The following is a 25,650-nucleotide window of genomic DNA, read 5'->3' as shown; positions in this document are numbered from 1 at the left end:
TCCTCGGAGGCCGTCTCGCTTGCGCCACAGGGCCGTCACCTCGGCTTCCCTGTCCGTTATCCGATTTTGACCTGGACAGCAGTCCGAATACCGGAGTCCGGATGGCAGGATTCCGTCACCAACCCAGGTCGCGACGCTCGAAGGTGTGTGCCCGGCCCTTTAGTCACGTCTTTGTCACGTCGGCTTCTCCATCCGCAGGAGGATCAGCATGACCGCAAGCACCACCCGTCGCCCGGCCACCGGCAGGTCACACAAAGCTGTGGCCGCCGCGGCCGCGGTCGTCGCCTCGCTGACGCTGCTCAGCGCCTGCGGCGACCAGACGGACGCGGCCATCGCCAGGCGTGAGGCGGAGAAGAACCGCGATGTCAACGCGCCGCTGTTCAAGATGCTGCCCAAGAGCGTCCAGGAAAAGGCGCTGCTCCAGGTCGGCTCGGACATCACGTACAAGCCGGTGGAGTTCCGCACGAACGGCAAGGTCACCGGCATCGACCCGGACCTTGCGGCGGCGATGGAGAAGGCGCTGGGCATCAAGCTCAACTTCAACAACGCCACCTTCGACACCCTCATGGGCGGTCTGAAGTCCAAGCGCTACGACATCGCGATGTCGGCGATGACGGACACCAAGGAGCGCCAGGAGGGCATCGACAGCAACACCGGCAAGAAGATCGGCCAGGGCGTCGACTTCATCGACTACCTCAACGTCGGCGTCTCGCTCTACACCCAGAAGGGCAAGACCAACGGCATCGACGGCTGGGAAACCCTCTGCGGCAAGAAGATCGCGGTGCAGCGCGGCACGGTCTCGCACGACCTGGCCAAGGACAAGTCCAAGGCCTGCAAGAAGAACGACGAGGAGCCGATCGCCATCGAGGCGTTCGACAACGACTCCGAGGCCCAGACCCGGCTGCGGACCGGCGGTGTGGACGCCGTCTCCAGCGACTACCCGGTCGCGGCGTACGCGGTGAAGGTCTCCGGAGGCGGCAAGGACTTCCAGATGGTCGGCGGCGCCCCGCTCAAGGCGGCCCCGTACGGCATCGCGGTCCCCAAGGGCCAGGAGAAGCTGCGCGATGCGCTGAAGGCCGCCGTGGAACTCACGATCAAGAACGGCTCGTACGCCAAGGTCCTGGACAAGTGGGACGTCAAGGACGCGGCGGTCAAGGAAGTGAAGCTCAATGGCGGCACCTGAGCCGCCGGCAGCCGTCCCGTCCCCTTTGACCACCTTGACCACCCGCAGAATGCTGAAAGGCAACATCCGTGTCAGTTGACGTCGACAAGTCGGCCCAGCCGCCGGCGGACGCTCCGCCGCCCCAGCCCGAGCCCATCAAGGCCATCCCGGTCCGGCATTACGGCCGCTGGGTGGCGGCGATCGTCGTCCTCGGACTGCTCGCCCTGCTCGGCCGGGCCTTCGCCTCCGGGAACGTCAACTGGGGCGCGATCCCGGAGTACATGTTCAACGCGGACATCCTCAAGGGTCTGCGCAACACCCTGCTGATCACCGTGCTCTCGATGATCATCGGCATCGTGGGCGGCGTGATCCTCGCGGTGATGCGCCAGTCCAAGAACCCGGTGACGTCCACCGTCGCCTGGTTCTACGTCTGGTTCTTCCGCGGTACGCCGGTCTACGTCCAGCTGTTCCTGTGGTTCAACCTGGGTCTCGTCTTCCAGTACATCGACATCATGCCGATCTACAAGGACGAGTGGTCGGACTTCATGACCCCGTTCCTGTGCGCGCTGCTGGGCCTCGGCCTCAACGAGGCGGCGTACATGGCGGAGATCTGCCGGGCCGGTCTGAACGCCGTCGACGAGGGCCAGACCGAGGCGGCGCACGCGCTGGGCATGAGCCACGCCAAGACGCTGCGCCGGATCATCGTGCCGCAGGCGATGCGGGTGATCGTGCCGCCGACCGGCAACGAGGTCATCAACATGCTGAAGACCTCCTCGCTGGTGATCGCCGTCCAGTACTACGACCTGCTCCAGGCCGCGCAGAACGTCGGCCGGGACTCCGGTGTGGTGGTCGAGATGCTGATCCTCGCCGCCGCCTGGTACCTGATCGCCACTACGGTGCTCAGCATCGGGCAGTACTACCTTGAGCGCTACTACGCCCGCGGCTCCAGCCGCCAGCTCCCACTCACCCCGCTCCAGCGCGCCAAGGCGAAGCTGTCCGGCGGCTTCAACCGCCCCGGAGGTGTCGGATGACCACCAAGATCACGACGAGCAAGACCGCCGGCACCAGCGGCGGCCCGATGGTCAAGGCCGAGGGCGTCCACAAGTCCTTCGGCGCGGCGCACATCCTCAAGGGCATCGACCTGGAGGTCGCGCCCCGGGAGGTCTTCTGCCTGATCGGCCCGTCCGGCTCCGGCAAGTCGACGTTCCTGCGCTGCATCAACCACCTGGAGAAGGTCAACGCCGGACGGCTCTCCGTCGACGGCGAACTGGTCGGCTACCGCGAGCACAACGGCAAGCTCTACGAGCTGCGCGACAAGGAGGTCGCCGCCCGCCGCCGGGACATCGGCATGGTCTTCCAGCGCTTCAACCTCTTCCCGCACATGACCGCGATCGAGAACGTCATGGAGGCGCCGATCCAGGTCAAGGGCGAGTCCAAGGCCGCCGCCCGCGAGCGGGCGACCAAGCTCCTGGACCGCGTCGGCCTCGCCGACAAGGCCGGGAACTACCCCTCGCAGCTCTCCGGCGGCCAGCAGCAGCGTGTCGCCATCGCCCGTGCGCTGGCGATGGAGCCCAAGCTGATGCTCTTCGACGAGCCGACCTCGGCGCTCGACCCGGAGCTGGTCGGTGATGTCCTGGACGTCATGAAGGACCTGGCCGCGGACGGCATGACGATGATCGTCGTGACCCATGAGATGGGCTTCGCCCGCGAGGTCGGCGACTCGCTGGTCTTCATGGACGACGGCGTGGTCGTCGAGTCCGGCCACCCGCGCGAGGTACTGGGCAATCCGCAGCACGAGCGGACGAAGTCGTTCCTCTCGAAGGTGCTGTAGCGGAACACGGCGCGGCCCGCCGTCGCAGGAGGGAGACCTCCACCGCGACGGCGGGCCGCGCCGTGTTCCCGCCCGGCTACTTCAGGCCCAGCACCATGGCGTCCCTGGGCGAGGCCCACACCGCCCGCGCCTCGGCGAAGCCCGAGTCACGCAGGGCGGCGGAGTGCCAGGACGCCGACGGGGTGTCCCCGTCCGCGTGCTCGCCGTAGATCTCGAAGCGCTCGGCGGTCGGTCCTGCCAGCCGCGGGTCGGCGGCGGCCAGCTGCCACCAGCCGGCCCAGTCGACCGCGCCGGCCGCCTTCGCCGCGTCCATCCGCGCATGCCGGAAGGCCCGCTCGGCGGCGTTGATCCGCGGGGTGGACTCCTCGGGCATGTGGTCGGCGTTCAGGAAGACGCCGCCGTCCCGTACGAGCCGGCCGAGCTGCCCGTAGAGCCCGCGCAGGTCCTCGGTGTGCAGCCAGTGCAGCGCGGTGGCGGTGAGCACCGCGTCGTAGGTGTCGTGCGGCAGCTTCTCGGTCCACCGCGGGTCCTTCAGGTCCGCCCGTACGAAGCGGACCCGGGACTCGCCCTCGAAGTACCCTTCCGCGATGGCCAGCAGCGCGGGATCCAGATCGACGCCCACACTCTCGGCCTCCGGGAACCGCTTGAGCAGCCGGTCGGAGATACTGCCCGTACCGCACGCCAGATCCAGTACCCGGGGCGCGGGGCCCACCAGCGCCTCGACCATGTCGAGCATCACCCGGAACCGCTCCTCGCGGTCGGGGAGGTACCACTCCTGCTGACGGTCCCAACTGCGCTGCCACGCCTGCCAATCGGCGCCGACGACGGTCTCGGTCATCGCTTCCCCTCCGGGCCGTAATACCCTCGTAGTAACAACGCCTATTACTACGCACACACCCGCACCCTAACCCCCGCCCGTAAGGACTACAAGTGGAACTGGCCTATTACTCGGACTACGCCGTGCGACTGGTCAACACCGAGCAGCCCGAGCGCGGCGGCGACAGCCTCACCTCGGTCGAGGCCGTACGCGAACTCTTCGGCCCGTCCCAGCAGGCCGCCCGGCGCGCCACCGACAGCGATGTGACCCGGCTGCGTACGGTCCGCTCCCGGCTGCGCGCGGTCTTCGAGGCCGCCGCCGCCGGCGACGAGGCGCTGGCCGTGGACCTGCTGAATGCCCTGATGATGGAGTTCCCGGTCAGCCCGCAGATCTCCGGCCATGAGTACCGGGACGACGACGGCCGCCCCAAGTGGCACATGCACATCGCCGACCACGCCGCCAACGCGACGGCCGGCTTCACCGCGACCGCCTGTATGGGCCTGGCCTTCCACCTCACCGAACTGGGCGTGGACCGCCTGGGCATCTGCGAGGCGGCCCCCTGCCGCAACGTCTACCTCGACACCTCCACCAACCGCTCGCGGCGCTACTGCTCCGACCGCTGCGCCACCCGCGCCAACGTCGCCGCCTACCGCGCCCGCAAGCGCCTGGAGAGCGAGCGCTCGGCCCGTACGGGGCGGACCGCCGACACCGCCCAGGACAGCACCCCGGCGACCGACCGCTGAATCCCGCGCGGCGGCCGGAGGCGCACCCAGGCGCGGGCGAGCACCAGTTCGTCCGGAACGGCCCCGAATTCCCGGCTGTCGTTCTCGACGAACGGATTGTCCCCCTGGACCCACCAGCCGCCGCCGCACCGCCGTACGGCCCGCTTGACGATCAGCAGGTCCTGCCGGAACGGATGCCGCAGCACGACCACGTCACCGGGCCGCACCGCCGCCCCGTACCGCACCACCAGCTGGTCACCGGGTTGCAGCGTCGGCACCATTGACGGGTTGTAGACCTCGGCCAGCCCGAACGCCCGCAGCAGCCCGCCGCGCTCCGCGCCCTCGCCCTGCTCCGGCCCGCGCTCATCCACCCGCTCCGGCATCCCGTACCTCCCGGTCCGACCCGCTCACCGGCCCATCCTCCAACAGTCCCAGCGTGACACCGGACTTTTGCCCTAAGACCCCCGGGCCGCCCGAGAAAAGCCTTCCCCCACCGAGTAATCTCGCACCTGAGAAGACGATCACGAGGAAGGACTGAACATGCTTTCGCGCCTGTTCGCCCCCAAGGTGAAGGTCAGCGCCCACTGCGACCTGCCCTGCGGCGTGTACGACCCGGCCCAGGCCCGCATCGAGGCCGAGTCGGTCAAGGCCGTCCAGGAGAAGTACCAGGCCAACGAGGACGCGGACTTCCGCACCCGCGCCGTCCTGATCAAGGAGCAGCGCGCCGAGCTGGCCAAGCACCACGTGTCGGTGCTGTGGAGCGACTACTTCAAGCCCCCGCACTTCGAGAAGTACCCGCAGCTGCACCAGCTGGTCAACGACACCCTCAAGGCCCTGAGCACCGCCAAGGGTTCCAACGACCCGAAGACGGGCGAGAAGGCGCTGGAGCTCATCGCCGAGATCGACCGGATCTTCTGGGAGACGAAGAAGGCCTGAGCCTTGCCTAGGCGTCCCGGCCCGCACTTCCGCGGGTCACTTCGCCTATCTGTCCGCACCCGGTCCGCAGGCCGCCGAGCACGGCGTCCATGACGGAGCGGGTGCGGTCTTCTTCGCCCGGCCACCGGTGCGCGCGGCAGCCCGCCGGGCTCGAAGCTCCGGCCGGGCCTCGGCCTCCGGCCTGCTGGAGGCGGGTGCCGGCGGGAGTGGAATGATGACGGGATGCACGACGAGCTTCGCGCGGCCCAGGCTGCGGTGTACGAACCGGGCGGCTTTGTCTGCTCGCGGCCGGTGCCCGAGGCGGAGAGCGCCGAGTACGGGGCGCATACGTTCACCCTGGACGGCCTGGCCGTCAGGTTCCGGGTGGCAAAGACCACCCCGACGAAGGTGGGCCAGTTCGTCACGCTGTGGCAGCGGCCCCACGGTGGCGGCCCGATCCGGCCGTTCGGCGTCGAGGACCCGGTCGACCTCTTCGTCATCAGCAGCCGCGAAGGTAACTGCTACGGGCACTTCGTCTTTCCGCGCGAGGCGCTGGGCGTGCGGGGCATCCTCTCGCGCGACGGCGCCGGCGGGAAGCGGGGCTTCCGCGTCTACCCGCCGTGGGTGACCACGACCAGCCGCCAGGCCCGCACCACCCAGGAGTGGCAGGTGCGCTACTTCCTGCCCCTTCCCGCCACCGGCCCGGCCGACCCGGACCGCGTCCGCGCGCTCTACCACCCCTGAGGCGAACCGCCGGATGTGCCGAACCAGAATGTGAGAGTTCGGTGTTCACACCGGTACGGGTAAGAATTCCAGGTGAAGTCCGGGCATCGATTTTTGCAGCAAAGGCACCGTTCCGGCCGTGGCCCGAACCGATATGCAATCGCAGGTTTGAGAAAGGTTTCGCGCCCTCGGGCGAGGCAAGCAGGGGGGCATGAACAGCCCTCATGAACCCATGCCCGTAAGCGACACCTACGGCCCTTACAGCCAAAACCGGGACACCCAAAGGCCCCGCCGGGACGGCTCCGGAGCGCACCGGACGGCCTTGATCATCCATACGGTCGCGGACATTGCCGCAGGCTTTCTGGGCCTGTGGATCCTGCTGTACCTGCTCGAGGCCAACCAGGGAAATGCCTTCGTCGGCTTTGTGCACGGTATGGCCGACTGGCTCGCCGGCTGGTCCCAGGACATCTTCACCATGGAGACCGAAGGTCTGCGGGTATTTCTCAATTACGGCCTGCCCGCGGTGATTTACCTCTTGCTCGGCCATGGGATCGCTGCACGGGTACGCCGCCTCTGACCGCATTCCGGCCGAGTGCGTCATATACGCCGGTGAGGCCCGTGACCGGATTCTTTATGGAGTCTGCGGAACATCGCGGGCCTCACGAGCAGCGCGGTACGGCTGACGGTGCGCGTCGGCCCCGCCCGCGCCGAAGGATGACCGCCCTCAGGAGCGGTCAGGAGTGGCCGTTGAGGAAGCCGATCAGGCTGGCGCCCCACCAGCCGAGCTGGCTTACGGCGGCAGCGATACCGGACCGGATGCGCAGGGGGCGGGACACCCGGGCGTTGCCGCACAGTTCGAGGCGCTGCCCGAGCCGATGGGCGTACAGACCATTGAGGGTGATGGCCAGCACGAGCCCCAACTTGACGGCGGTCAGCGGCGACCCCAGGTCCGGGCGGAGGAACAGGCCGGTGACGACCAGGCCGGCCAGCCCCAGCCAGATGGGGACCTGAAGCGTGCAGGCGGTACGCAGGACGTCGGCCAGCCGACGCCGTCCGAGCAACCACAGGAGGGCGAACCAGTCGACGGCGAGCACGGAGCCCAGCCCGACGACAAGCGCCACGAGATGCAGAAAGCGAGCGGCCATCTGGAGCGACGGGTCGGCGTGCACATGGCCGGCAACCCAGCAGGCGGCCGCAAGGGTGGCGCAGCTCAGAACTCCCAGGGCGACGAGTGCCCAGGCCGGGGTGGGCGGGGCGGCACCGGCTGCGGCGCCGTCGCCGGACGCGGCCCACCCGGGTGCCCCGGTGTGCCGGGGCCGCGGAGCGGCCACCGGCAGATTGGAGGTTGGGGCCACCGGTCAGTTCTCCGAGGTGAGTTCCACATTGCGGAACGTCGCGGTGGTCTTCTCGCTGAGCGGGGGCTTCTCACCGCTGCCGCCGTGCCGCAGGAACGTCGGCCGCTCCAGGGTGGCCCGCAGGGTGTACTTGCCGCCCTTGGGGATGGAGAAGTTGTTGGCGTAGTGGAAGAACTCGGCGTAGTAGAAGTTCAGGTCCTGGGCCTGGACGACCTTGCCCTTGCTGTCGACGACTTCGAGGCGGATCGGCACATCCGGGACGATGCGGCCGGTCTTGGCCTCCATCGGGATGATCTCGATGTGGTGGGTCTCGCCCTTGGCCGGCTCACGGTGGACCAGCTTCCCGTGCTCGCCGTGCTCGCCGTGGAACCACGGCTCGGCCGCCTCGACGATGTAGCCGATGCGGTACTCGCCGGCCTTGACCTCGCCGCCCTTGGCCGCGATCTCCGCCTCCAGCACGGTGTGCTGGTGCGCCACGCCGGCCGGTGCGGTCTCCTTCGCCTGACCCTTGGCGGGCGCCTTCTCGGCCTTGCCGGAATCGGCGCCGCCGCAAGCCGTCAGGGCGAGGGCCAGCGGGACGGCGAGGGCGAGCGAACGCAGCGAGGACCTAGGCATGGCTGAAAACCTTCGGTAGGAAGTAAGGTAAGGCGAACCTAAAGAGCTGTCGTGCGCGAGTCAACCCCTCTCGCATTACGGACATTGCTCGCACATCCGACGCCGCCGAAGGGACTCCCTTAGTCAGAAGGCAAGTTGACACACCGTCGACAGGCCGACCAGCCCGTTCGAGCGGCAGCGGAAGGATAAGTATCTGGACACCCAGGCCTGTCCCTCGCCTAAGCTGCGCGCTGCCCGTCCCCCGTATGCCCCTCTGGAGCCCGTCGTGACCTCTCGCGTGACCCGATCCACCACCCTTGCCCTGCTCACCGTCAGCCCCCTCGCCCTGCTGGCCGCGTGCGCCGAGAAGAACAGCGGCCACAACAGCGGCGGGAAGCGGGGAGCCATCACGGTCGAGTCCACCGATGACGCCTGCAAGCTCTCCCGGACCTCCGCACCAACCGGGTCCATCAGCTTCGAGGTCGCCAACAAGGGTGGCAGGATCACCGAGTTCTACCTCTACAGCCCGGACCACAAAGTGGTCAGCGAGGTCGAGGGCATCGGCCCCGGCACCTCCCGCACCATGACCGTGAAGATCACCAAGCCCGGCTCCTACACCACCGCCTGCAAGCCCGGAATGGCCGGCAACGGCATCCGGGGCGACTTCGCCGTGACGGCGAAGAAGGACCACGGCTGACCGCGAGAACACAGCGCCGACTCGGTTCCCGTCACCCGCTCCATGCCAGAAGCCCCCAGGTCACAGACCTGGGGCTGGTGTGTCAGGCGGTCACCGCACGGTGCGCCGACTGCCGTGGCCGGGGCTCGCGTTGCCGCACCGCGTCGTCTTTTCCTCTTCGGTCATGGGGCGGGTCTGGATCCTGATGGCCTTCGTCGCGCGTCAGCGCTCGGTGTCACCGGGCTTTGCGGGCCCGGTGCATACCGCCCGCCGCCATTCCCCTGACGGGCAGTTCCGGCGCCACCGCGCCCCGCGGGCCCGCGCCGGCGGCCGCCGCCCTGCCGTAACGCTTCGCCAGGGGCGCGGAGGTGAGGCCGTGGGCGAGGACGCTGAGGAGGACGGTGCAGCCGACCACCGGGACGAGCGCCCGACGGCCGGGGCCGGTCAGCTGCTCGACCGCGAGCAGTCCGAAGATGACCGAGGCCAGTCCGCGGGGGCCGAACCATCCCACGAACAGCACGGTCCGCAGGTCCAGTCCGCTTCCGGCCAGGGACAGCGCCACCGGCAGCATCCGGACCACCGTCAGGCTCAGCACGGCGTAGAGCACGGCCTGCCAGGTGAGGTGGGCCCACACCTCCGGGAGCAGGAGGGCGCCGAAGACCAGCCACACCAGTACGGAGAGCAGCGCCCCGGACTGCTCCGCGTAGAGCAGCACCCGCGGCGGTGCGCCGTGCACAGTGCCGAAGGCCAGCCCGGCGACGAAGGCGGCGACAAAACCGTTCCCGCCGATCGCGAGGGCGGAGGTGTAGCCGAGGAGGGCCAGGGCCAGCACGCCCGCCCCGGCGAAGTCCTCGGCCGCCCAGCCGGCGCGCAGCGTGGTCCGCAGCAGCCATCCGGCGGCCAGCCCCAGCGCAATGCCGTACGCCGCACCGACCATGAGCTGCACCACGGCGTGACCGGGGGCGTCCGGGCCGGTGGCGCCCTCGGCCGCGGAGACACCGGCCAGGGCGAGCACCACCAGCGGCGTCGCGATGCCGTCGTTGAGGCCGCTCTCCACATTGATGATCCGGCGGACCCGCGACGGGACCTCGGGGTTGACCATCATGGTGGCGCCCAGCGCGGCATCCGTCGGTGCCAGCGCGGCCCCGACGTACAGGGCGGCCCACCCCGAGACCCCGGGGAGCAGGACCGCCGCGAGCAGTGTGCCGAGACCCACGCACAGCGGCAGTCCGATCCCCAGCAGCCGTACGCAGAGGCCGAGTTCCGGCCGCAGGGCCCGGAAGGAGAGCCGTGCGGCGTCGGTGAAGAGCACCCACACCAGGGTGATCTCCGCGAGCACCTTGACCGTCTCGTGCGGGAGGGCGAGGTCGAGGACCCCTGTGCCCTCGGCGAGCAGCAGGCCCGCCAGCACGAAGGCGACCGGAGCGGTGAGTTCGAAGCGCTCCATCCGCCGTGCGCACAGACACCATGCGAACAGCAGCAACAGGACGAGGGAAGAGGTGCCGTCCACAGGGTCTCCAGGCTTGGCCCACCACGATCGAGCCCCCAACCCTCCGCCATGCCCGCGCCCCCGGACCGCTGTCCATAGCCCGGGACGGCGCCTTTCACACGGTTGGCCGAGCGGAGGGCTCCGGAAGGAAAGCGGGAGAAAAAAAATGTCCGTTCGTGGTGTCGATCCCGGTGCCGGCCGTTCGTCGCGTAAGTAAGGGGGCGGATTCGAGCCACCGGTCAGCGGCCGGTTCAGGCCACTGATTCCGTCCCGGTCATACGGACGAACAGAGACAGACAGAGCCAGAAGGAGACCGTCATGCGTTTCATGATGCTGCTCAAGATCGACGAGAACGCGGTGCCGGCCGGCGGGCCCAGCCCGGAGCTGATCGCGGAGATGGGCAAGCTGCTCGACGAGATGACCAAGGCCGGGGTGCTGCTGGACACCGCCGGGCTCACACCGAGCGCGCAGGCCACCCGGCTGCATCTCTCGGGCGGGAAGATCACCGCGACCGACGGGCCGTTCACCGAGGCCAAGGAGGTCATCGGCGGCTACGCCCTCATCCAGGCCGCATCGAAGGAGGAGGCCGTCGAATGGGCGAAGCGGTTCCTGCGGGTGCACGGCGACGAGTGGACGCTGACGTCCGAGATCCGGCAGGTGGAGGAGCCGCCGGGGGCGGATGCGTGACGCAGCGGTGCGCCGGCCGGGGCCTCGTCCGTGGTGGTGGATTGCCGCGGCGGGGCCCGGCTGCTCTGATGGGTGGCCGTGACGGCTGGAGCGGCAAACGGTGAGGCGCATCGCGCGGTCGAGGCGGTGTTCCGGATCGAATCGGCCCGGCTGATCGCCGGGCTGACGCGGATCGTACGGGATGTGGGGCTCGCCGAGGAGCTGGCGCAGGACGCCCTGGTGGCCGCGCTGGAGCGATGGCCGAAAACCGGTGTCCCGGACAACCCGGGTGCCTGGCTGATGGCCACCGCCAGGAACCGCGCGGTCGACCTGCTGCGCAGACAGGAGCGGCTGGCGCGGAAGGTCGAGGTGCTGGGGCGGGAGGCGGAGGGCGAACCCGGCTGGGCGGAGGCCGATTTCGAGCGGGTGGTGGACGGTGCGGAGATCGAGGACGATCTGCTGCGGCTGGTCTTCATCGCCTGCCATCCGGTGCTGTCCACCCAGGCCCGGGTCGCACTGACCCTCCGGCTGGTGGGCGGGCTGCGGACCGATGAGATCGCGCGGGCCTTCCTGGTGTCCGAGGCGACCGTGCAGCAGAGGATCGTCCGGGCGAAGAAGCGGCTCGCCGAGGCGCGGGTGCCGTTCGAGGTGCCGGGCCGGGACGAGCTCGGCGAGCGGCTGTCGTCGGTGCTCGAAGTGATCTACCTGGTCTTCAACGAGGGGTACGCGGCCACGGCCGGGGACGACTGGATGCGGCCGGCCCTGTGTGAGGACGCGCTGCGGCTGGGCCGGATGGTGGCCGGGCTGCTGCCGCAGGAGCCCGAGGCGCACGGGCTGGTGGCGCTGATGGAGATCCAGGCCTCGCGGTCGGCCGCGCGGACCGGCCCTGCCGGGGAGCCGGTGCTGCTGCTGGAGCAGAACCGCGCGCGCTGGGACCGGCTGCTGATCCGCCGGGGACTGGCCGCGCTCGCCCGCGCCGAGGAGCTGGGCGGAACGGTCGGCCCGTACGCCCTCCAGGCCGCGATCGCCGCCTGCCACGCCCGGGCGCGCACCGCGCAGGAGACGGACTGGCCGCGGATCGCGGTGCTGTACGGGGCGCTGGCGCAGGTCGCGCCGTCGCCGGTGGTGGAACTCAACCGGGCGGTCGCGGTGGGCATGGCGTTCGGGGCCGAGCAGGGGCTGGCCGTCGTCGACGCGCTGGCGGCGGAGCCGGCGCTGGCCGGATACCATCTGCTGCCGAGCGTACGGGGCGATCTGCTGGCCCGGCTGGGGCGGGCGGCGGAGGCCAGGGAGGAGTTTCTGCGGGCGGCCGCCCTGACCCGCAATGCCCGCGAGCGGACGCTGTTGGAGCAGCGGGCCTTGGAGCAGCGGCCCGGCTCGTAGGGCCGGTCGTCCGAAACCGGGCCCTACGTGGCCACCGGCAGCGGCCCGTCATGGCGGACGAGCCAGGCCCGGTACGCGTCGCTCGCCCAGGCGATCTCCATGTACGAGGCGGTCAGATCGGCGAAGAGCTCGTCCGGGGAGGCGGCCGGGGTGCCCTCCTGGCGGCAGGCCATGAAGAGCCGTACGGCCAGCGGGTCGCCGTAGAGCGGGCGGATCGCCATCCCGGGCCGGGCGCGGGCGGTCGGCTGGCACGGGGTGACCACCTCACCGGCCGTGACCAGATCCACCGTGGTGAGGTAATCGCCGTGCGCCACCCGGGGGTTGATACCGGCCGCGGCCCAGATCCGGCGCAAACCGGCCCATTCGCCGTCCACGGTCGGGTCGACCATCCAGTGGTCGTCGGCGAGGTCGGCGACCCGGACGATCTCCTGGGCGGCCGCCGGGTGGGTCTCCGCCAGCGCGATGAACTGCGGTTCCCTGGCGATCAATTCATGTTCGACCAGTCCGTCGGGCACACGCAGCGGCGCGCCCTCGACCTCGTGCACGAACGCGGCGTCGAGCTGCCCCGTGGCCACCATGTGCAACAGGGCATTGGCGGACACATCGGTCCTTATCGTGGTATCCGTCTCCGGCAGCCGCACCCGTAGCCGGCGCAGCCAGCCGGCGACGGCGGGGCTGTTGGTGCTGCCGATGTGCAGCCGGGCGCCCTGTTCGCGCTGTGAGGCAGAGGCAACTTCGTCAAGAAGCGCCCGCATTTCGGCCACTATCGGCCGGGCCCGGCACAGCACCGAGTGCCCCAGCGGGGTGGGTCGGCTGCCGGTCGGCTCACGGAAGAAGAGCTGGCCACCGAGGGCCTTCTCGATGCGGTGGAGCTGGGTCGTCAGGGAAGGCTGAGTCATGCCGAGCTGCCGGGCCGCCTTGCGTACGCTGCCGGAGTCCGCGATGGCGCACAATGCGCGAAGATGCCTTACCTCGAGCTCCACGTCGGGAGCATAACGACCGGGCATCCGTCACACCAGACTCCCAAACCCGTCGGAACTCGCCTTTTTCCGAGGGGTATTGGCTGACGCTATCGCCACTTGGCATCTCCGTCTTCCGGGTGAACTCCGTCCAGACTCAACGGCACCAAGAAATCCGCAGGGCCCCGGTCGCCGCCCCACACGGCGACCGTACGGCCCTCGGAGATTAAGGAGCCCCCCACATGAGATCTCCTCGGACGGCGCTGTCGGCAGCGCTCGGTCTGGGCCTCGTCGCCGCGCTCGCAGGCGCGGCGCCGGTATCCGCAGTTACCCCCTCCTCCGCCACTCACTCCTCTCACAGCACCCCGGCTTCGATCGCGGCGTACAACGGCTCGGCGGCCGAGAAGGCCAACACCAAGGCGTTCTTCGAAGCCGTGATCAAGTCGGCCCGGGCCAAGATGAAGGCCCATCCGAACGCGGCCTCGGTCACCGTCACCTATGACGCCAGCGCGGCCCCCACGTTCAAGAGCCAGATAGCCGAGAGCGCGTCGATCTGGAACAGCGCCGTCAAGAATGTCCAGTTGCAGGAAGGCAGCGGCGGCGACTTCCAGTACAAGGAAGGCAACGACCCGAACGGGTCGTACGCCAGCACCGACGGCCACGGCAAGGGCTTCGTCTTCCTCGACTACCAGCAGAACCAGGAGTACAACTCGACCCGCGTCACCGCGCACGAAACCGGCCATGTGCTGGGCCTGCCGGACCACTACGAGGGCCCGTGCAGCGAGCTGATGTCCGGCGGCGGCCCCGGCACGTCCTGCCAGAACAGCCAGCCGGACGAGAACGAGCGCGCCAAGGTGGAAGAGCTGTGGGCCAACGGCCTGAAGGGCGTCCACTTCGGCAAGGCGTCCTGACAGCGCCGTCAGGACACTCCCCGTACCTCACACCTTCTCCACCACGATGCACATGAAGCAGTTGCTGCATCACGAGTTCGGCGGTGGCCCGCGGTCCGGAGCTGGCTGACTACCATCGGTCCGCATACGGCCTGGGGCTGACGAGTGCCGGAACCTGGCGGCCGGCCCTCGTATCCCCACCAGCCCTCGCATCCTGCGCCGCCCACGCGGTGGGGCTCCTCCCGAGCCCCACCGCTTTCGTGTGGCCGCGAAGACGCCCCCCGGCTCGGTCCTAGAGCCAGCCGTTCCGTTTGAAGCCGCGGTGGATCGTCCAGCACAGGGTCACGATCACCGCCATCACCAGCGGGTAGCCGAAGGTCCAGTGCTTCTCCGGCATGTGCTCGAAGTTCATGCCGTACACCCCGCAGATCATGGTCGGTACGGCGAGGATCGCCACCCAGGCGCTGATCTTGCGCATGTCCTCGTTCTGGGCGACGGTGACCTGGGCGAGATGGGCCTGGAGTATCGAGTTGAGCAGTTCGTCGAAGGCGGTGATCTGCTCGGTGACCCGGTCGAGATGGTCGGCGACGTCCCGGAAGTACGTTTTGATCCGGGGGTCGAGCTGCCGCATCGGCCGGGTGGCCAGCTCCTGCATCGGCCGGTCCAAGGGGGCCACCGCCCGCTTGAGTTCGAGCAGTTCGCGTTTGAGCTGGTAGATCCGGCCGGCCCCGACGCTGCCGCGTACCGAGAAGACCTCGCTCTCGACGTCGTCGATGTCGTCCTGGACGGCGGCGGTGACGTCGAGATAGTCGTCCACGACGAGGTCGGCGATGGCGTGCAGTACGGCGGACGGACCGAGCGACAGCTGCTCGGGCTCGGACTCCAGGTGCTCGCGCAGCGGTCCCAGTGAGCCGTGTCCGCCGTGCCGCACCGTGATCACATAGTCGGTGCCGGTGAAGACCATGATCTCGCCGGTCTCGACGACTTCGCTGGTGTCGGTGAGACGGTCGTGCTCGACGTAGCGGACCGTCTTGAAGACCGTGAACAGCGCATCGTCGTAGTGCTCCAGCTTGGGCCGCTGGTGGGCGTGGACCGCGTCCTCGACGGCGAGCGGATGCAGCCCGAACAGCTCGACAATTCCGGAGAATTCCCTCTCGGACGGCTCATGCAGCCCGATCCAGACAAATCCCCGGCCGGATCTGCGGACCTGCCGTATCGCCACATCGGCGGGGTGGTTGCCGTTCTGCCGCACACCGTCCACGTACACCGCGCAGTTCACCACGGCGGTGCCCAGCGGCGAACGGGCCGGGTGGCTGAGGTCGACACCCCGGGTGCGCGGCTGCGGCAGCCGGACGGCCTTGCGGAGGTTGCTGATCATCGACACCCGGCCAGTATGGCCCGCGACGGCCCGCGGACGGTATGCCGGAGGGGGCGTTTTTACCCGGCCGGCCACGGCCCGGGCCGCCCGCCGGAGCCGGCCGCCCCCGGGCCTGCGGCCCCACCGTGACCGTGCCGGCCGTCAACTCCGTGGAGCCCGCCAGGACTTCGCCGGCCCGCACCCTGGGCAGGTGCTCGCCGCCGTCCGTGGCTCAGCCGGCCAGCGCCGGCTGCGGTTCCGACCCGGCCCCGTCGTCCGCCGCCGGGCGCTCCGCCGTGTGCTGCGTACGGGCCCGGCGCGGCAGCAGGAACAGCAGGCCGAAGACGAGGACCAGGCCGGCCGAGACCCACCACAGGGCATGGGTGGTGGCGTCGACGAACGAGGTCCCCCGCGCGGCGCCGCCCGCCTCCCCCGTGCCGTCGGCGACCCCGAAGAAGGCCACCGACGACAGGCCCAGGCCCAGCGCCATGCCCAGCTGGCGGGTGGTGTTGAAGATGCCGGACGCCGAGCCGGAGTGCGCGGCCGGCACATCGGAGATCGCCGCATCGGTGATCGGGGCGACGATCAGCCCCATCCCTGCGCCCAGCAGCACCATGGCCGGCACCATCTGCCAGGACGTCAGCGCGGTGCCGTGACGCCCCGCCTCCTCGAGGTAGAGCAGCGCACCCGCCAGCATGATCAGCGCGCCGGCCTGCATCACCTTGCGTCCGAAGCGCGGCACCAGCTTCTGGACGGATATCCCGGCCGCGGCCGAGCAGGCCAGCGAGAACGGCACCCCGGTCAGTCCGGCGTGCAGCGCGCTCCAGCCCAGACCCAGCTGCATATGGAGCGTCCAGATGAGGAAGAAGAGGCCGCCGACCGCACCGAACGTCAGCTGGACGCCGGCGCCCGCCGCAAAGGTCCTGATCTTGAGGAGGGAGAGCTCGACGAGCGGGGAGCCGTCCTTGCGGGCCTTGAGGTGCTCGTAGCGGACGAAGAGCGCCAGGACCAGCGGGCTCGCGGCCATCGACACAAAGCCCCACAGCGGCCAGCCGGACTCCTGCCCCTGGGTGAGCGGGTAGAGCAGCATCAGCAGGCCCACGGTGGCCAGCGCGGTACCGACGAGGTCGAGGCGCAGCGCCTGAGGGGACCGGGACTCGGTGATGAAGTGGCGGCCGAGCAGGATGCCGGCGATGCCGACCGGCAGGTTGATCAGGAAGATCGGGCGCCATTCCAGGCCGAAGAGGTTGCCCTCCGTGAGCAGGGCGCCGATCAGCGGGCCGCAGACCGCACCGAGGCCCATCACCGCACCGAACATCCCGAAGACCTTGCCGCGTTCCTCGGCGGGGAAGCTGACATGGATGATCGCCAGCACCTGGGGCACCATCAGCGCCGCCATCGCGCCCTGGAGCACCCGCGCGCCGACCAGCACCCCCGGGGTCGCGGCGAGGCCGCAGAGGGCGGAGGCCAGGGTGAAGCCGGCCATCCCGAGCAGGAAGAGCCGCTTGCGGCCGTAGATGTCGCCGAGCCGGCCGCCGGTGATCAGGCCGAGGGCGAAGGCGAGGGCGTAGCCGGCGGTGACCCACTGGAGGGCGCTGAAGCCGGCGCCGGTGTCCTGCCGGATGCTGGGCAGCGCGATGTTGACGATGGTCGCATCGACCAGGTCCATGAAGCCGGCCGTGAGGACGACGGCGAGCGCGATCCAGCGTCTGCGGCCGGCCGCGTCGGGGGCGGTCGGGACGGTGGTGGTGGTCATGCGGTCTCCCGGGGCTCTGGTCGGTGCGTCATGGCGCGCGGCGCCGGCGGTTCAGGACGCCGGCGGCTCTCTGCCGTCCCTGACGTTAGGAGCGCTATAGGACAGGACCGGTCCTATTGGGAGGGGCATCATCGGTCCCATGAGCGAGACATCGGCACGACTGCTGAATCTGCTGTCCCTGTTGCAGACCCCGCGCGAATGGCCGGGCAGTGAGCTGGCCCAGCGGCTGCGGGTCACCTCCCGGACCATCCGCCGCGATGTCGAGCGGCTGCGGGAGCTGGGGTATCCGGTGCACGCCACGAGGGGCGCGGAGGGCGGCTACCGGCTGGCCGCGGGCACCGCGATGCCGCCGCTGCTGCTGGACGACGAGGAGGCGGTGGCCATCGCGGTCGGGCTGCGTTCGGCGGCCGGCCACACCATCGAGGGCATCGAGGAGGCGTCCGTACGGGCGCTGGCGAAGCTCGAACAGGTACTGCCGGCCCGGTTGCGGCGGCGGGTGGGCACGCTCGGGACGGCCACCGTCCCGATGCCGGCCGGCGACGGCCCGACCGTCGACCCGGAGCATCTGACCGTGCTCGCCGCCGCCGTCACCAACCACGAGCGGCTGCGCTTCGCATATCGGTCGGGCGCCGGCGCCCGCACCAAGCGCCTGGTGGAGCCGCACCGGCTGGTGGCGGCGGGGCGGCGCTGGTACCTGGTGGCGTACGACAACGACCGCGAGGACTGGCGGATCTTCCGGGTGGACCGGCTGACCGAGCCGTTCCCCACCGGCGTACGGACCCCGCCGCGCGAGCTGCCCGCCGCCGACGCGGCCGCCTACGTCCGGGCGCGGATGCAGGGCCCGGCCACGGCCCACCGGGCGGTGGCGACGGTGTACGCACCGGCCGCCGAGGTGGCGGCCCGGCTGGGCGGGGCGGCGGGCGAGGTCGAACCGCTCGACGAGGCGTCCTGCCGCTGGCACAGCTCCCCCGATGCGCTGGAGTGGCTGGCGGTGCGGCTGACGATGCTGGGACGCGAGTTCACGGTGCAGGGGCCGCCCGAGCTGGTGGCGTATCTGCGGGCGATGGGCCGGCGGGTGACCCGCGCGGCGGGCGGCGACGCGTACGGGGCCGCACAGAGCACTCCCTGACGGAATACCCCTAGGGGGTATATGGTTTCTCCTGGGGAATGCGCTACTTGGCGCATGCCGTCGCAGCAGACCGAGGAGCCCTGATGACCACCGCGATCGGAGAGCACGGCGTCGAGCTGGAGATCGGCGGGATGACCTGCGCCTCGTGCGCCGCCCGCATCGAGAAGAAGCTCAACCGCATGGAGGGCGTCACCGCCACCGTCAACTACGCCACCGAGAAGGCGCAGGTGGCCATCGCGGCGGGCAGCGGCGTCGGCACCGCGGACCTGATCGCCACCGTCGAGAAGACCGGCTACACCGCCCAGGTCCCCGAGCCGCCGGCGGCCGCACCGGCGCCGGAGAGCCCAGGCGCCGAGGGCCCGGACGGGGCCGGCGACGCCCTCGCCCCGCTCCGGCAGCGGCTGCTGGTCTCGCTCGCCCTCGCCGTCCCGGTCGTCCTGATGGCGATGGTGCCGCCGCTCCAGTTCACCAACTGGCAGTGGCTGTCGCTGACCCTGGCCGCCCCGGTGGTGGCGTACGGGGCCTGGCCGTTCCACAAGGCCGCCTGGACGAATCTGCGGCACGGCGCCGCCACGATGGACACCCTGATCTCGATGGGCACCCTCGCGGCGCTCGGCTGGTCCGTATGGGCGCTGTTCTTCGGCACCGCGGGCATGCCGGGGATGACCCACCCCTTCGAGCTCACCCTCGCCCGCACCGACGGCGGCAGCGCCATCTACCTGGAGGCCGCGGCCGGCGTCACCGCCTTCATCCTGGCCGGCCGCTACTTCGAGGCACGCTCCAAGCGGAAGGCGGGCGCGGCCCTGCGGGCGCTGCTGGAGCTGGGCGCCAAGGACGTCGCGGTGCTGCGCGACGGGCGCGAAATCCGCGTCCCCACCGATGCGTTGAGCGTCGGCGACCGGTTCGTGGTGCGCCCCGGGGAGAAGATCGCCACCGACGGCACGGTGGTCGAGGGCTCCTCCGCCGTGGACGCGTCGATGCTCACCGGCGAGTCCGTCCCCGTGGAGGTCTCCCCCGGCGACACCGTCACCGGAGCCACCGTCAACGCGGGCGGCCGGCTGGTGGTCGAGGCCACCCGGGTCGGCGCGGACACCCAGCTCGCCCGGATGGCGCGGCTGGTCGAGGACGCGCAGAACGGGAAGGCCGCGGCGCAGCGGCTCGCCGACCGGATCTCCGCGGTGTTCGTCCCGGCCGTGATCGCGCTCGCCCTGGGCACCCTGGGCTACTGGCTCGCCACCGGCGCGGGTGCGGTGGCCGCCTTCACCGCCGCCGTCGCCGTGCTGATCATCGCCTGCCCGTGCGCCCTGGGCCTGGCCACCCCGACCGCTCTGATGGTCGGTACCGGCCGGGGCGCCCAGCTCGGCATCCTGCTCAAGGGGCCCGAGGTGCTGGAGTCGACCCGTAAGGCCGACACCATCGTCCTGGACAAGACCGGCACGGTCACCACCGGCGTGATGACGCTGACCGGCGTCCATGTCGCCGAGGGCGTCGAGGAGGCGGAGGTGCTGCGGCTGGCCGGGGCGCTGGAGCACGCCTCCGAGCACCCCGTCGCCCGGGCCGTCGCCGCCGGCGCCGAGGCCCGTACCGGCGCCGCGCTGCCGGTCCCCGAGGACTTCAGGAACGTTCCCGGCCTGGGCGTCCAGGGAGTCGTCGAGGGCCACGCCGTCCTGGTGGGCCGTGAGCAGCTGCTGAACGAGTGGACCCAGCCCCTGCCGCCGGGCCTGGCCGCCGCCAAGGCCGCGGCCGAGGCCGAGGGCCGTACCGCGGTGGCCGTCGGCTGGGACGGCAAGGCGCGGGCGGTCCTGGTCATCTCCGACGCGGTCAAGCCCACCAGCGCCGAGGCGGTGCGCCACCTGCGCGCGCTGGGCCTGACCCCGGTGCTGCTGACCGGCGACAACAAGGCCGTCGCCGAGGCGGTGGCGGCCGAGGTCGGCATCGACGAGGTGATCGCCGAGGTGCTGCCGGAGGACAAGGTCGCCGTGGTCGCCCGCCTCCAGGCCGAGGGCCGCTCGGTCGCCATGGTCGGTGACGGCGTCAACGACGCCGCCGCGCTCGCCCGCGCCGATCTGGGCCTGGCGATGGGCACCGGAACCGACGCCGCCATCGAGGCCGGCGACCTCACCCTCGTACGGGGCGATCTGCGCGCCGCCGCGGACGCCATCCGGCTGGCCCGCGCCACCCTCGGCACCATCCGGGGCAACCTGTTCTGGGCGTTCGGCTACAACGTGGCGGCGCTGCCGCTGGCCGCCGCCGGACTGCTCAACCCGATGATCGCCGGGGCCGCGATGGCCTTCTCCTCGGTCTTCGTCGTCGGCAACAGTCTGCGACTGCGCCGTTTCAAGGCGTTGGTCCAGCAGGACGGACGCGGCTGACCCGCACTGTCAGGGGGTTGCCCAGTTCTGGCACCTGTCTCCAGTTCTGGAGCCGGAACATTGGCGGATCGCTCACCCGCCGGTCATCTCCGGCGGGTGAGACTGGTGAGGCACCGACGTCCACGTACAGGGGAACTCATGACCGGGTCACGGATCCTGGCTCTCGGCCATTACCAGCCCTCCGGCGTGCTCACCAACGAAGACCTCGCCAAGATCGTCGAGACCGACGACGCCTGGATCCGCAGCCGGGTCGGCATCCGTACCCGGCACGTCGCCGCGCCGGACGAGACCGTGGACTCGATGGCGGCCGCCGCCGCGGCCAAGGCACTGGCCGGCAGCGGCCTCGCCCCGCAGGACATCGACCTGGTCCTGGTCGCCACCTGCACGGCCACCGACCGCAGCCCCAACGCCGCGGCCCGGGTCGCCGCCCGGCTCGGGCTGGACGCGCCCGCCACGATGGACATCAACGTCGTCTGCTCCGGCTTCACCCACGCCCTGGCGACCGCCGACCACGCCATCCGGGCCGGGTCCGCGACGAACGCGCTGGTCATCGGGTCGGAGAAGTTCACCGACGTGGTCGACTGGACGGACCGTACGACCTGTGTGCTGGTCGGCGACGGCGCCGGCGCCGCGGTGGTCTCCGCCGCCCAGGAGCCCGGCATCGGTCCGGTGCTGTGGGGCTCGGTGCCGCAGATGGGCGGCGCGGTACGGATCGAGGGCGAGCCGGCCCGCTTCGCCCAGGAGGGCCAGACCGTCTACCGCTGGGCGACGACCCAGCTGCCGGCCATCGCCCGCAAGGTCTGCGAGCGCTCCGGGATCACCCCCGCCGATCTCGCGGGAGTGGTGCTCCACCAGGCCAATCTGCGGATCATCGAGCCGGTCGCGCAGCGGCTCGGCGCGGTCAACGCGGTGGTCGCCAAGGACGTCGTCGACTCCGGCAACACCTCCGCGGCCTCCGTACCGCTGGCCCTGTCCAAGCTGGTGGAGCGCCGCGAGATCGCCTCCGGCGACCCGGTACTGCTGTTCGCCTTCGGCGGCAACCTCTCCTACGCGGGCCAGGTCATCCGCTGCCCCTGAGACGGGGCACGGCGGGCCGGCCGCGTCCGATTCGTTCAAGACGGCGGCCCGCGCGGCTGCCTACGCTCGCCACATGACAACCAGCACTCCTGCCACATCCGCCACACCACGCTTCGCGGCCATCGGCATCGTCGTCTCCGACATGGCCGCCGCCCTCGCCTTCTACCGCCGGCTGGGCCTGGACATCCCCGCCGAAGCGGACACCGCCCCGCACGCCGAGGCGCAGCTGCCCGGCGGCCTGCGCCTGATGTGGGACTCGTACGCCACCGCCCGCGCCATCGACCCGGACTGGACACCGCCGCAGGGCGGTGTCCCCACGGGCCTGGCCTTCGAGTGCGAAGGCCCGGCCGGTGTCGACGCGGTCTACGCGGAGCTCACCGCCGCCGGCTATACGGGTGAGAAGCCGCCGTGGGACGCCTTCTGGGGCCAGCGCTACGCCGTCGTACAGGACCCGGACGGCCATGGCGTGGACCTGTTCGCACCGCTGCCCCAAGGAGAGGCGCAGGCCGCGTCCGCCTAGCTGGCGGGGTGCTCACCCAGGTAGAGCACGCCACAGAGGCGGCAGAACGGCTTGGCGCCGGCTTCGCCCCAGGCGTCGGCCGGCTGAGTGGCGGCGGCCGGGGCGAGGTCCCGTCCGCACATGGCCGTGGTGGTGCCCACCCGCGTCATGTGCCAGAGCTTGACCGGCGTGTCCTTGTGCGGCAGGACGCCTTCCTCGTACTCGGCCCGTATCTCGTGCTCCATGGCGGTGCACCTCCTACCCATACGATGCGCCAGCCGCCCGGGGGCCACAACGCCAGCTGATCCCCTCTGCCGGGGGCTCAGAACACCGACCACCCGGTCAACGTCGTACCGCATCCCCCGGGAGACAACCCCCGGACCCCCGGCCGGAAAACCCGCGCCCGCACCGCGTCAGAACACCGACCACCCGGTCAACGTCGTGAAGTGGTCCAGGGCCGCCGCGCCCGCCACGGAGTTGCCGCGGGCGTCGAGGCCAGGGCTCCAGACGCACAGCGTGCAGCGGCCGGGGATGACGGCGATGATGCCGCCGCCGACGCCGCTCTTGGCGGGCAGCCCGACCCGGTAGGCGAACTCCCCGGCCGCGTCGTACGTCCCGCAGGTCAGCATCACCGCATTGATCCGCTTGGCCTCACGGGCCTCCAGCAGCCGGCTGCCGTCCGCGCGCAGCCCGTGGCGGGCCAGGAAGCCCCCGGCGACGGCCAGATCGCGGCAGCTCATCTCGATCGAGCACTGCCAGAAGTAGTGCTCGATGACGCTGGGGACGGGGTTCTCCAGATTGCCGAAGGACGCCATGAAGTGCGCCAGTGCGGCGTTGCGGTCACCGTGTTCGGCCTCGGATCCCGCCACCGCCTGGTCGAAGGCGAGGTCCGGGTTGCCGCTCTCCTCACGCAGGAAGTGCAGCAAGGAGGTGCTGGCGTCGCCGGTGAGGGTTTGCAGCCGGTCGGTGACCACCAGGGCACCGGCGTTGATGAACGGGTTGCGCGGGATGCCGTTCTCCGCCTCCAGCTGGACCAGCGAGTTGAACGGCGTACCGGACGGCTCACGGCCGACCCGCTTCCAGATGCCGTCGTCGCCCTGGTTCCCCGGGCTCTGGGCCATGACCAGCGCCAGCGAGAAGGTCTTGGAAATCGACTGGACGGAGAACGGCACCTCCCAGTCGCCGACGCCGTACACCGCACCGTTGATGTCGGCGACCGCGATCCCGAAACGGTCCGCGGACACCCGCTCCAGCGCGGGTATGTAGTCGGCGACCTGTCCCTGACGCACGAACGGCCGGGCGTGGGCCGCTACCTCCTCGAGAACGGCCTGGTAGTCCATGACGGACACGCTAACCCGAGGCGAGCAGCCGCCCCATCGGGGCCCCTGCCAGCGCCTTCACCTCCCGTGCGAGGTGCGCCTGGTCCGCGTATCCGGCGCGGACCGCGACCTGGGCGTACGGCATCCCGGAGCGGGCCAGGCCGAGGGCGCGCACCAGCCGGAGCACACGGGTCAGGGTCTTGGGGCCGTAGCCGAAGGCATCCAGGCTGAGGCGGTGCAGCTGGCGTTCGCTCAGGGCTACTGCCCCGGCGACCTCGGCGACCGGGCGGCCGCGGGCGAGCGCCGCGGCGACGGCGGCGGTCCGGCCGTCCGGCGCGGCGGCCTGCCGCAGCCGGGCCGCCGCGGTCTGCTCCAGCACGCGGGCGATGCCACCCGGCGTTCCGGCCGCCGCCGCCCGCCCGGCCGCCTCCCGCACCCGGTCCGCGGGCCACAGGTCCGCCAACGGCACGCGCCGGTCGCGCAGTTCATGGGCCGGTACGCCGAGGACGGCGGGGCCCTGGCCCGGTGCGAAGCGCACACCGGTGTAGCGGGTGCCGGGCGGTACGCCTTCGGGGTACTGCGGCCCGGTGTCCGGCCCCGCCACCAGGAGCCGGCCCTGGCTCCAGATCAGATCCATGCAGCCGTCGGGCAGTACCGGCCGCGCCGAGGGCCGCGTGGTGGTGGTCCACAGCACCGCGCCGGCCAGCCTCGACGTCCGCTCCCGGTACCCGCCCGTTACTCCGGCCGGCCCATCCGTGTCGCGCTCTTCACCCACGTCCCCCACCCTGGCACGGGAACCTCACGGCCGTCCGCGCCGTTGATCCCTTACGACACGGACCTCATGGAGGTGGCACATGTCAGGGTTTCTCGACCGCGCCAAGGAGCAGGCACGGCAGGGGCTGGAAGCGGGCAAGCAGAAGGTCGACGAGGTACAGCAGCAGCGGCACGGCAACGACCTGCTGAGAAAGCTGGGCGCCGCGTACCTCGCCGAGCGGCGCGGCAGCGGCTCGCCCGAGGCGACCCAGGACGCGCTCCATACGCTGGAGGCGCATGTCAACGCGCACGGCGACGCGTTCCTGCACGGATAGCGCGCACGGCCGCCGGGTTTCCGGGCGGCCGAAACCGCTCGCACAGGCCCCGAACAACCGATCTGTTTAATTCCGTTCCCCACGCCGGGCGCCGGACCGTCCCGTACAAGCGAGACAGGAGGCGGTACGCGGCCTGCGGCCGCCGCGCAGACACCGGAGTGGGCCATGTCCGTACCGCTGTCCGCCGATCGGTTCCTCGCCGCGCTCAGGTCCGAAGGGCTGCGGGTCGTCGGGGTCGACGGCTGGAAGACGCACAACCGCAACAGCAAGGGGCCGTGGGGCCCGGTGCACGGCGTCATGGTGCACCACACCGCGACCTCCGGCGCCGACCGCACCGTCCGGCTCTGCCACGACGGCCGGCCTGATCTGCCGGGCCCGCTGTGCCATGGCGTGATCACCAAGGACGGCACGGTGCATCTGGTGGGCTACGGCCGCGCCAATCACGCGGGCCTCGGCGACGGTGACGTCCTGCGCGCGGTGATCGCCGAGAAACGACTGCCCCCGGACAACGAGAAGGACACCGACGGCAATCGGGCCTTCTACGGCTTCGAGTGCGAAAACCTCGGCAACGGCCAGGACCCCTGGCCCGAGCCCCAGCTCGACGCCCTGGCGAGGGCCGCCGCGGCGGTGTGCCGGGCCCACCGCTGGACCGAACGCTCGGTGATCGGCCACCTGGAGTGGCAACCGGGCAAGGTCGATCCCCGCGGCTTCACCATGACCGCCCTCCGCGCCCGGATCGCCGAACAACTGAAGTGAACGGCCCCCGGGGCCCGTCCGGACGGAGCGTGCCTCGGTCCACCGCCCCGTGCGCTCGCGGTCCCCGGGACGGGATGCGGTCCGGCGTTCTCCCAGGACGGCGGCGGCGACAATG

Annotated in this window: 28 protein-coding genes; 17 read left to right on the top strand and 11 right to left on the bottom strand. The window is 70.9% G+C overall.

What is annotated here, in order from left to right; genetic code table 11:
• Positions 1 to 208 precede the first annotated feature (208 nt).
• From ACZ55A_RS19055 to ACZ55A_RS19045, 3 genes are all read left to right on the top strand, one after another.
• Entirely contained in the window at positions 209 to 1,183 is a 975-nt protein-coding gene (locus ACZ55A_RS19055; RefSeq protein ID WP_468841214.1) for an ABC transporter substrate-binding protein, read from the top strand.
• 68 nt (positions 1,184 to 1,251) lie between these two features.
• Positions 1,252 to 2,193 (top strand): amino acid ABC transporter permease, encoded by a 942-nt coding sequence (locus tag ACZ55A_RS19050; RefSeq protein ID WP_468841213.1) that lies wholly within the window; start codon positions 1,252 to 1,254, stop codon positions 2,191 to 2,193.
• A gap of 47 nt (positions 2,194 to 2,240) precedes the next feature.
• The gene (locus ACZ55A_RS19045; RefSeq protein WP_468841575.1) at positions 2,241 to 2,993 is read left to right on the top strand and encodes an amino acid ABC transporter ATP-binding protein; all 753 of its coding nucleotides are present in this window, start codon (positions 2,241 to 2,243) and stop codon (positions 2,991 to 2,993) included.
• A gap of 76 nt (positions 2,994 to 3,069) precedes the next feature.
• On the opposite strand, the gene ACZ55A_RS19040 is transcribed toward ACZ55A_RS19045, so the two are convergent.
• Positions 3,070 to 3,831 (bottom strand): class I SAM-dependent methyltransferase, encoded by a 762-nt coding sequence (locus ACZ55A_RS19040; RefSeq protein ID WP_468841211.1) that lies wholly within the window; start codon positions 3,829 to 3,831, stop codon positions 3,070 to 3,072.
• Positions 3,832 to 3,923: 92 nt separating this feature from the next.
• Here ACZ55A_RS19040 and ACZ55A_RS19035 point away from each other — a divergent pair, with 92 nt between their 5' ends.
• Positions 3,924 to 4,553: a CGNR zinc finger domain-containing protein gene (locus ACZ55A_RS19035; RefSeq protein ID WP_468841209.1), complete on the top strand. Its 630-nt coding sequence runs from the start codon at positions 3,924 to 3,926 to the stop codon at positions 4,551 to 4,553.
• Here the strand turns inward: ACZ55A_RS19035 and sodX are convergent.
• Entirely contained in the window at positions 4,457 to 4,915 is a 459-nt protein-coding gene (gene sodX, locus ACZ55A_RS19030) for a nickel-type superoxide dismutase maturation protease (protein WP_468841207.1), read from the bottom strand. The two genes, ACZ55A_RS19035 and sodX, sit on opposite strands and share 97 nt — an antisense overlap.
• Positions 4,916 to 5,072: 157 nt before the next feature.
• On the opposite strand from sodX, the gene sodN reads away from it, so the two are divergent.
• From sodN to ACZ55A_RS19015, 3 genes are all read left to right on the top strand, one after another.
• Complete coding sequence (gene sodN, locus ACZ55A_RS19025; protein ID WP_006603170.1) at positions 5,073 to 5,468, top strand: superoxide dismutase, Ni; 396 nt, start codon at positions 5,073 to 5,075, stop codon at positions 5,466 to 5,468.
• A 222-nt stretch (positions 5,469 to 5,690) separates the two neighbouring features.
• Entirely contained in the window at positions 5,691 to 6,191 is a 501-nt protein-coding gene (locus ACZ55A_RS19020) for a MepB family protein (RefSeq protein WP_468841205.1), read from the top strand.
• 211 nt (positions 6,192 to 6,402) lie between these two features.
• Positions 6,403 to 6,747, top strand: coding sequence for a hypothetical protein (locus tag ACZ55A_RS19015; RefSeq protein ID WP_468841573.1), 345 nt, complete (start codon positions 6,403 to 6,405; stop codon positions 6,745 to 6,747).
• A 157-nt stretch (positions 6,748 to 6,904) separates the two neighbouring features.
• Here ACZ55A_RS19015 and ACZ55A_RS19010 read toward each other — a convergent pair whose 3' ends face one another.
• The gene (locus ACZ55A_RS19010) at positions 6,905 to 7,501 is read right to left on the bottom strand and encodes a hypothetical protein (protein ID WP_468841203.1); all 597 of its coding nucleotides are present in this window, start codon (positions 7,499 to 7,501) and stop codon (positions 6,905 to 6,907) included.
• A 27-nt stretch (positions 7,502 to 7,528) separates the two neighbouring features.
• Positions 7,529 to 8,140 (bottom strand): iron transporter, encoded by a 612-nt coding sequence (locus ACZ55A_RS19005; protein ID WP_468841201.1) that lies wholly within the window; start codon positions 8,138 to 8,140, stop codon positions 7,529 to 7,531.
• A gap of 265 nt (positions 8,141 to 8,405) precedes the next feature.
• Between ACZ55A_RS19005 and ACZ55A_RS19000 the strand changes: the two genes are divergently transcribed.
• Positions 8,406 to 8,816: a cupredoxin domain-containing protein gene (locus ACZ55A_RS19000; RefSeq protein WP_468841199.1), complete on the top strand. Its 411-nt coding sequence runs from the start codon at positions 8,406 to 8,408 to the stop codon at positions 8,814 to 8,816.
• A 214-nt stretch (positions 8,817 to 9,030) separates the two neighbouring features.
• On the opposite strand, the gene ACZ55A_RS18995 is transcribed toward ACZ55A_RS19000, so the two are convergent.
• Entirely contained in the window at positions 9,031 to 10,305 is a 1,275-nt protein-coding gene (locus ACZ55A_RS18995) for a cation:proton antiporter (protein ID WP_468841197.1), read from the bottom strand.
• Positions 10,306 to 10,602: 297 nt separating this feature from the next.
• On the opposite strand from ACZ55A_RS18995, the gene ACZ55A_RS18990 reads away from it, so the two are divergent.
• Together ACZ55A_RS18990 and ACZ55A_RS18985 are read left to right on the top strand one after the other, a co-directional pair.
• Positions 10,603 to 10,971: a YciI family protein gene (locus tag ACZ55A_RS18990; RefSeq protein WP_468841195.1), complete on the top strand. Its 369-nt coding sequence runs from the start codon at positions 10,603 to 10,605 to the stop codon at positions 10,969 to 10,971.
• Positions 10,972 to 11,049: 78 nt separating this feature from the next.
• Positions 11,050 to 12,333: an RNA polymerase sigma factor gene (locus ACZ55A_RS18985; protein WP_468841193.1), complete on the top strand. Its 1,284-nt coding sequence runs from the start codon at positions 11,050 to 11,052 to the stop codon at positions 12,331 to 12,333.
• 23 nt (positions 12,334 to 12,356) lie between these two features.
• On the opposite strand, the gene ACZ55A_RS18980 is transcribed toward ACZ55A_RS18985, so the two are convergent.
• A complete protein-coding gene (locus ACZ55A_RS18980) occupies positions 12,357 to 13,340 on the bottom strand; it encodes a LysR family transcriptional regulator (protein WP_468841191.1) in 984 nt (327 codons plus the stop codon).
• A gap of 194 nt (positions 13,341 to 13,534) precedes the next feature.
• On the opposite strand from ACZ55A_RS18980, the gene snpA reads away from it, so the two are divergent.
• Positions 13,535 to 14,203 carry a snapalysin gene (gene snpA / locus ACZ55A_RS18975; protein WP_468841189.1) on the top strand — a complete coding sequence of 223 codons (669 nt, stop codon included), beginning with the start codon at positions 13,535 to 13,537 and terminating at the stop codon, positions 14,201 to 14,203.
• Positions 14,204 to 14,474: 271 nt separating this feature from the next.
• Here snpA and ACZ55A_RS18970 read toward each other — a convergent pair whose 3' ends face one another.
• Positions 14,475 to 15,560, bottom strand: coding sequence for a magnesium and cobalt transport protein CorA (locus ACZ55A_RS18970; protein ID WP_468841571.1), 1,086 nt, complete (start codon positions 15,558 to 15,560; stop codon positions 14,475 to 14,477).
• A 211-nt stretch (positions 15,561 to 15,771) separates the two neighbouring features.
• Positions 15,772 to 17,295, bottom strand: a complete 1,524-nt coding sequence (locus tag ACZ55A_RS18965; protein WP_468841187.1) for an MFS transporter — start codon at positions 17,293 to 17,295, stop codon at positions 15,772 to 15,774.
• A gap of 139 nt (positions 17,296 to 17,434) precedes the next feature.
• Here ACZ55A_RS18965 and ACZ55A_RS18960 point away from each other — a divergent pair, with 139 nt between their 5' ends.
• The 4 genes from ACZ55A_RS18960 (at position 17,435) to ACZ55A_RS18945 (ending at position 22,393) form a co-directional block, all read left to right on the top strand.
• On the top strand, positions 17,435 to 18,424 hold the full coding sequence (locus ACZ55A_RS18960; RefSeq protein ID WP_468841185.1) for a helix-turn-helix transcriptional regulator: 990 nt from the start codon (positions 17,435 to 17,437) through the stop codon (positions 18,422 to 18,424).
• 83 nt (positions 18,425 to 18,507) lie between these two features.
• Positions 18,508 to 20,796 (top strand): heavy metal translocating P-type ATPase, encoded by a 2,289-nt coding sequence (locus tag ACZ55A_RS18955; protein ID WP_468841183.1) that lies wholly within the window; start codon positions 18,508 to 18,510, stop codon positions 20,794 to 20,796.
• A gap of 138 nt (positions 20,797 to 20,934) precedes the next feature.
• A complete protein-coding gene (locus ACZ55A_RS18950; RefSeq protein ID WP_468841182.1) occupies positions 20,935 to 21,873 on the top strand; it encodes a beta-ketoacyl-ACP synthase III in 939 nt (312 codons plus the stop codon).
• 73 nt (positions 21,874 to 21,946) lie between these two features.
• Entirely contained in the window at positions 21,947 to 22,393 is a 447-nt protein-coding gene (locus ACZ55A_RS18945; RefSeq protein ID WP_468841180.1) for a VOC family protein, read from the top strand.
• Here the strand turns inward: ACZ55A_RS18945 and ACZ55A_RS18940 are convergent.
• The 3 genes from ACZ55A_RS18940 to ACZ55A_RS18930 all read right to left on the bottom strand — a co-directional run bounded on the left by ACZ55A_RS18940 (position 22,390) and on the right by ACZ55A_RS18930 (position 24,466).
• The gene (locus ACZ55A_RS18940; protein WP_468841178.1) at positions 22,390 to 22,617 is read right to left on the bottom strand and encodes a hypothetical protein; all 228 of its coding nucleotides are present in this window, start codon (positions 22,615 to 22,617) and stop codon (positions 22,390 to 22,392) included. The genes ACZ55A_RS18945 and ACZ55A_RS18940 overlap by 4 nt on opposite strands.
• Positions 22,618 to 22,785: 168 nt before the next feature.
• The gene (locus ACZ55A_RS18935; RefSeq protein WP_468841176.1) at positions 22,786 to 23,712 is read right to left on the bottom strand and encodes a glutaminase; all 927 of its coding nucleotides are present in this window, start codon (positions 23,710 to 23,712) and stop codon (positions 22,786 to 22,788) included.
• Positions 23,713 to 23,722: 10 nt separating this feature from the next.
• On the bottom strand, positions 23,723 to 24,466 hold the full coding sequence (locus tag ACZ55A_RS18930; protein ID WP_468841174.1) for a helix-turn-helix domain-containing protein: 744 nt from the start codon (positions 24,464 to 24,466) through the stop codon (positions 23,723 to 23,725).
• A gap of 79 nt (positions 24,467 to 24,545) precedes the next feature.
• On the opposite strand from ACZ55A_RS18930, the gene ACZ55A_RS18925 reads away from it, so the two are divergent.
• Entirely contained in the window at positions 24,546 to 24,779 is a 234-nt protein-coding gene (locus ACZ55A_RS18925; protein ID WP_468841172.1) for a hypothetical protein, read from the top strand.
• 165 nt (positions 24,780 to 24,944) lie between these two features.
• On the top strand, positions 24,945 to 25,535 hold the full coding sequence (locus tag ACZ55A_RS18920; RefSeq protein ID WP_468841170.1) for an N-acetylmuramoyl-L-alanine amidase: 591 nt from the start codon (positions 24,945 to 24,947) through the stop codon (positions 25,533 to 25,535).
• Positions 25,536 to 25,650 lie beyond the last annotated feature (115 nt).

This window comes from Streptomyces sp. NPDC034111, from assembly GCF_055575375.1.
Note: the sequence above shows the minus strand (reverse complement) of the source record. Positions and strands in the feature narration are given on the sequence as shown.

What these genes read in the sequence shown, in the direction of transcription:
- ACZ55A_RS19020 (WP_468841205.1), top strand. Translation starts at nt 5,691, where the DNA reads ATGCACGACGAGCTTCGCGCGGCCCAGGCTGCGGTGTACGAACCGGGC.
- ACZ55A_RS18980 (WP_468841191.1), bottom strand. Translation starts at nt 13,340, where the DNA reads ATGCCCGGTCGTTATGCTCCCGACGTGGAGCTCGAGGTAAGGCATCTT.
- ACZ55A_RS19040 (WP_468841211.1), bottom strand. Translation starts at nt 3,831, where the DNA reads ATGACCGAGACCGTCGTCGGCGCCGATTGGCAGGCGTGGCAGCGCAGT.
- ACZ55A_RS18955 (WP_468841183.1), top strand. Translation starts at nt 18,508, where the DNA reads ATGACCACCGCGATCGGAGAGCACGGCGTCGAGCTGGAGATCGGCGGG.
- ACZ55A_RS18945 (WP_468841180.1), top strand. Translation starts at nt 21,947, where the DNA reads ATGACAACCAGCACTCCTGCCACATCCGCCACACCACGCTTCGCGGCC.
- ACZ55A_RS18970 (WP_468841571.1), bottom strand. Translation starts at nt 15,560, where the DNA reads ATGATCAGCAACCTCCGCAAGGCCGTCCGGCTGCCGCAGCCGCGCACC.
- ACZ55A_RS19015 (WP_468841573.1), top strand. Translation starts at nt 6,403, where the DNA reads ATGCCCGTAAGCGACACCTACGGCCCTTACAGCCAAAACCGGGACACC.
- sodX (WP_468841207.1), bottom strand. Translation starts at nt 4,915, where the DNA reads ATGCCGGAGCGGGTGGATGAGCGCGGGCCGGAGCAGGGCGAGGGCGCG.
- ACZ55A_RS18950 (WP_468841182.1), top strand. Translation starts at nt 20,935, where the DNA reads ATGACCGGGTCACGGATCCTGGCTCTCGGCCATTACCAGCCCTCCGGC.
- snpA (WP_468841189.1), top strand. Translation starts at nt 13,535, where the DNA reads ATGAGATCTCCTCGGACGGCGCTGTCGGCAGCGCTCGGTCTGGGCCTC.
- ACZ55A_RS18920 (WP_468841170.1), top strand. Translation starts at nt 24,945, where the DNA reads ATGTCCGTACCGCTGTCCGCCGATCGGTTCCTCGCCGCGCTCAGGTCC.
- ACZ55A_RS18990 (WP_468841195.1), top strand. Translation starts at nt 10,603, where the DNA reads ATGCGTTTCATGATGCTGCTCAAGATCGACGAGAACGCGGTGCCGGCC.
- ACZ55A_RS18960 (WP_468841185.1), top strand. Translation starts at nt 17,435, where the DNA reads ATGAGCGAGACATCGGCACGACTGCTGAATCTGCTGTCCCTGTTGCAG.
- ACZ55A_RS19055 (WP_468841214.1), top strand. Translation starts at nt 209, where the DNA reads ATGACCGCAAGCACCACCCGTCGCCCGGCCACCGGCAGGTCACACAAA.
- ACZ55A_RS18935 (WP_468841176.1), bottom strand. Translation starts at nt 23,712, where the DNA reads ATGGACTACCAGGCCGTTCTCGAGGAGGTAGCGGCCCACGCCCGGCCG.
- ACZ55A_RS18965 (WP_468841187.1), bottom strand. Translation starts at nt 17,295, where the DNA reads ATGACCACCACCACCGTCCCGACCGCCCCCGACGCGGCCGGCCGCAGA.
- ACZ55A_RS19005 (WP_468841201.1), bottom strand. Translation starts at nt 8,140, where the DNA reads ATGCCTAGGTCCTCGCTGCGTTCGCTCGCCCTCGCCGTCCCGCTGGCC.
- ACZ55A_RS18925 (WP_468841172.1), top strand. Translation starts at nt 24,546, where the DNA reads ATGTCAGGGTTTCTCGACCGCGCCAAGGAGCAGGCACGGCAGGGGCTG.
- ACZ55A_RS19045 (WP_468841575.1), top strand. Translation starts at nt 2,241, where the DNA reads ATGGTCAAGGCCGAGGGCGTCCACAAGTCCTTCGGCGCGGCGCACATC.
- sodN (WP_006603170.1), top strand. Translation starts at nt 5,073, where the DNA reads ATGCTTTCGCGCCTGTTCGCCCCCAAGGTGAAGGTCAGCGCCCACTGC.
- ACZ55A_RS18940 (WP_468841178.1), bottom strand. Translation starts at nt 22,617, where the DNA reads ATGGAGCACGAGATACGGGCCGAGTACGAGGAAGGCGTCCTGCCGCAC.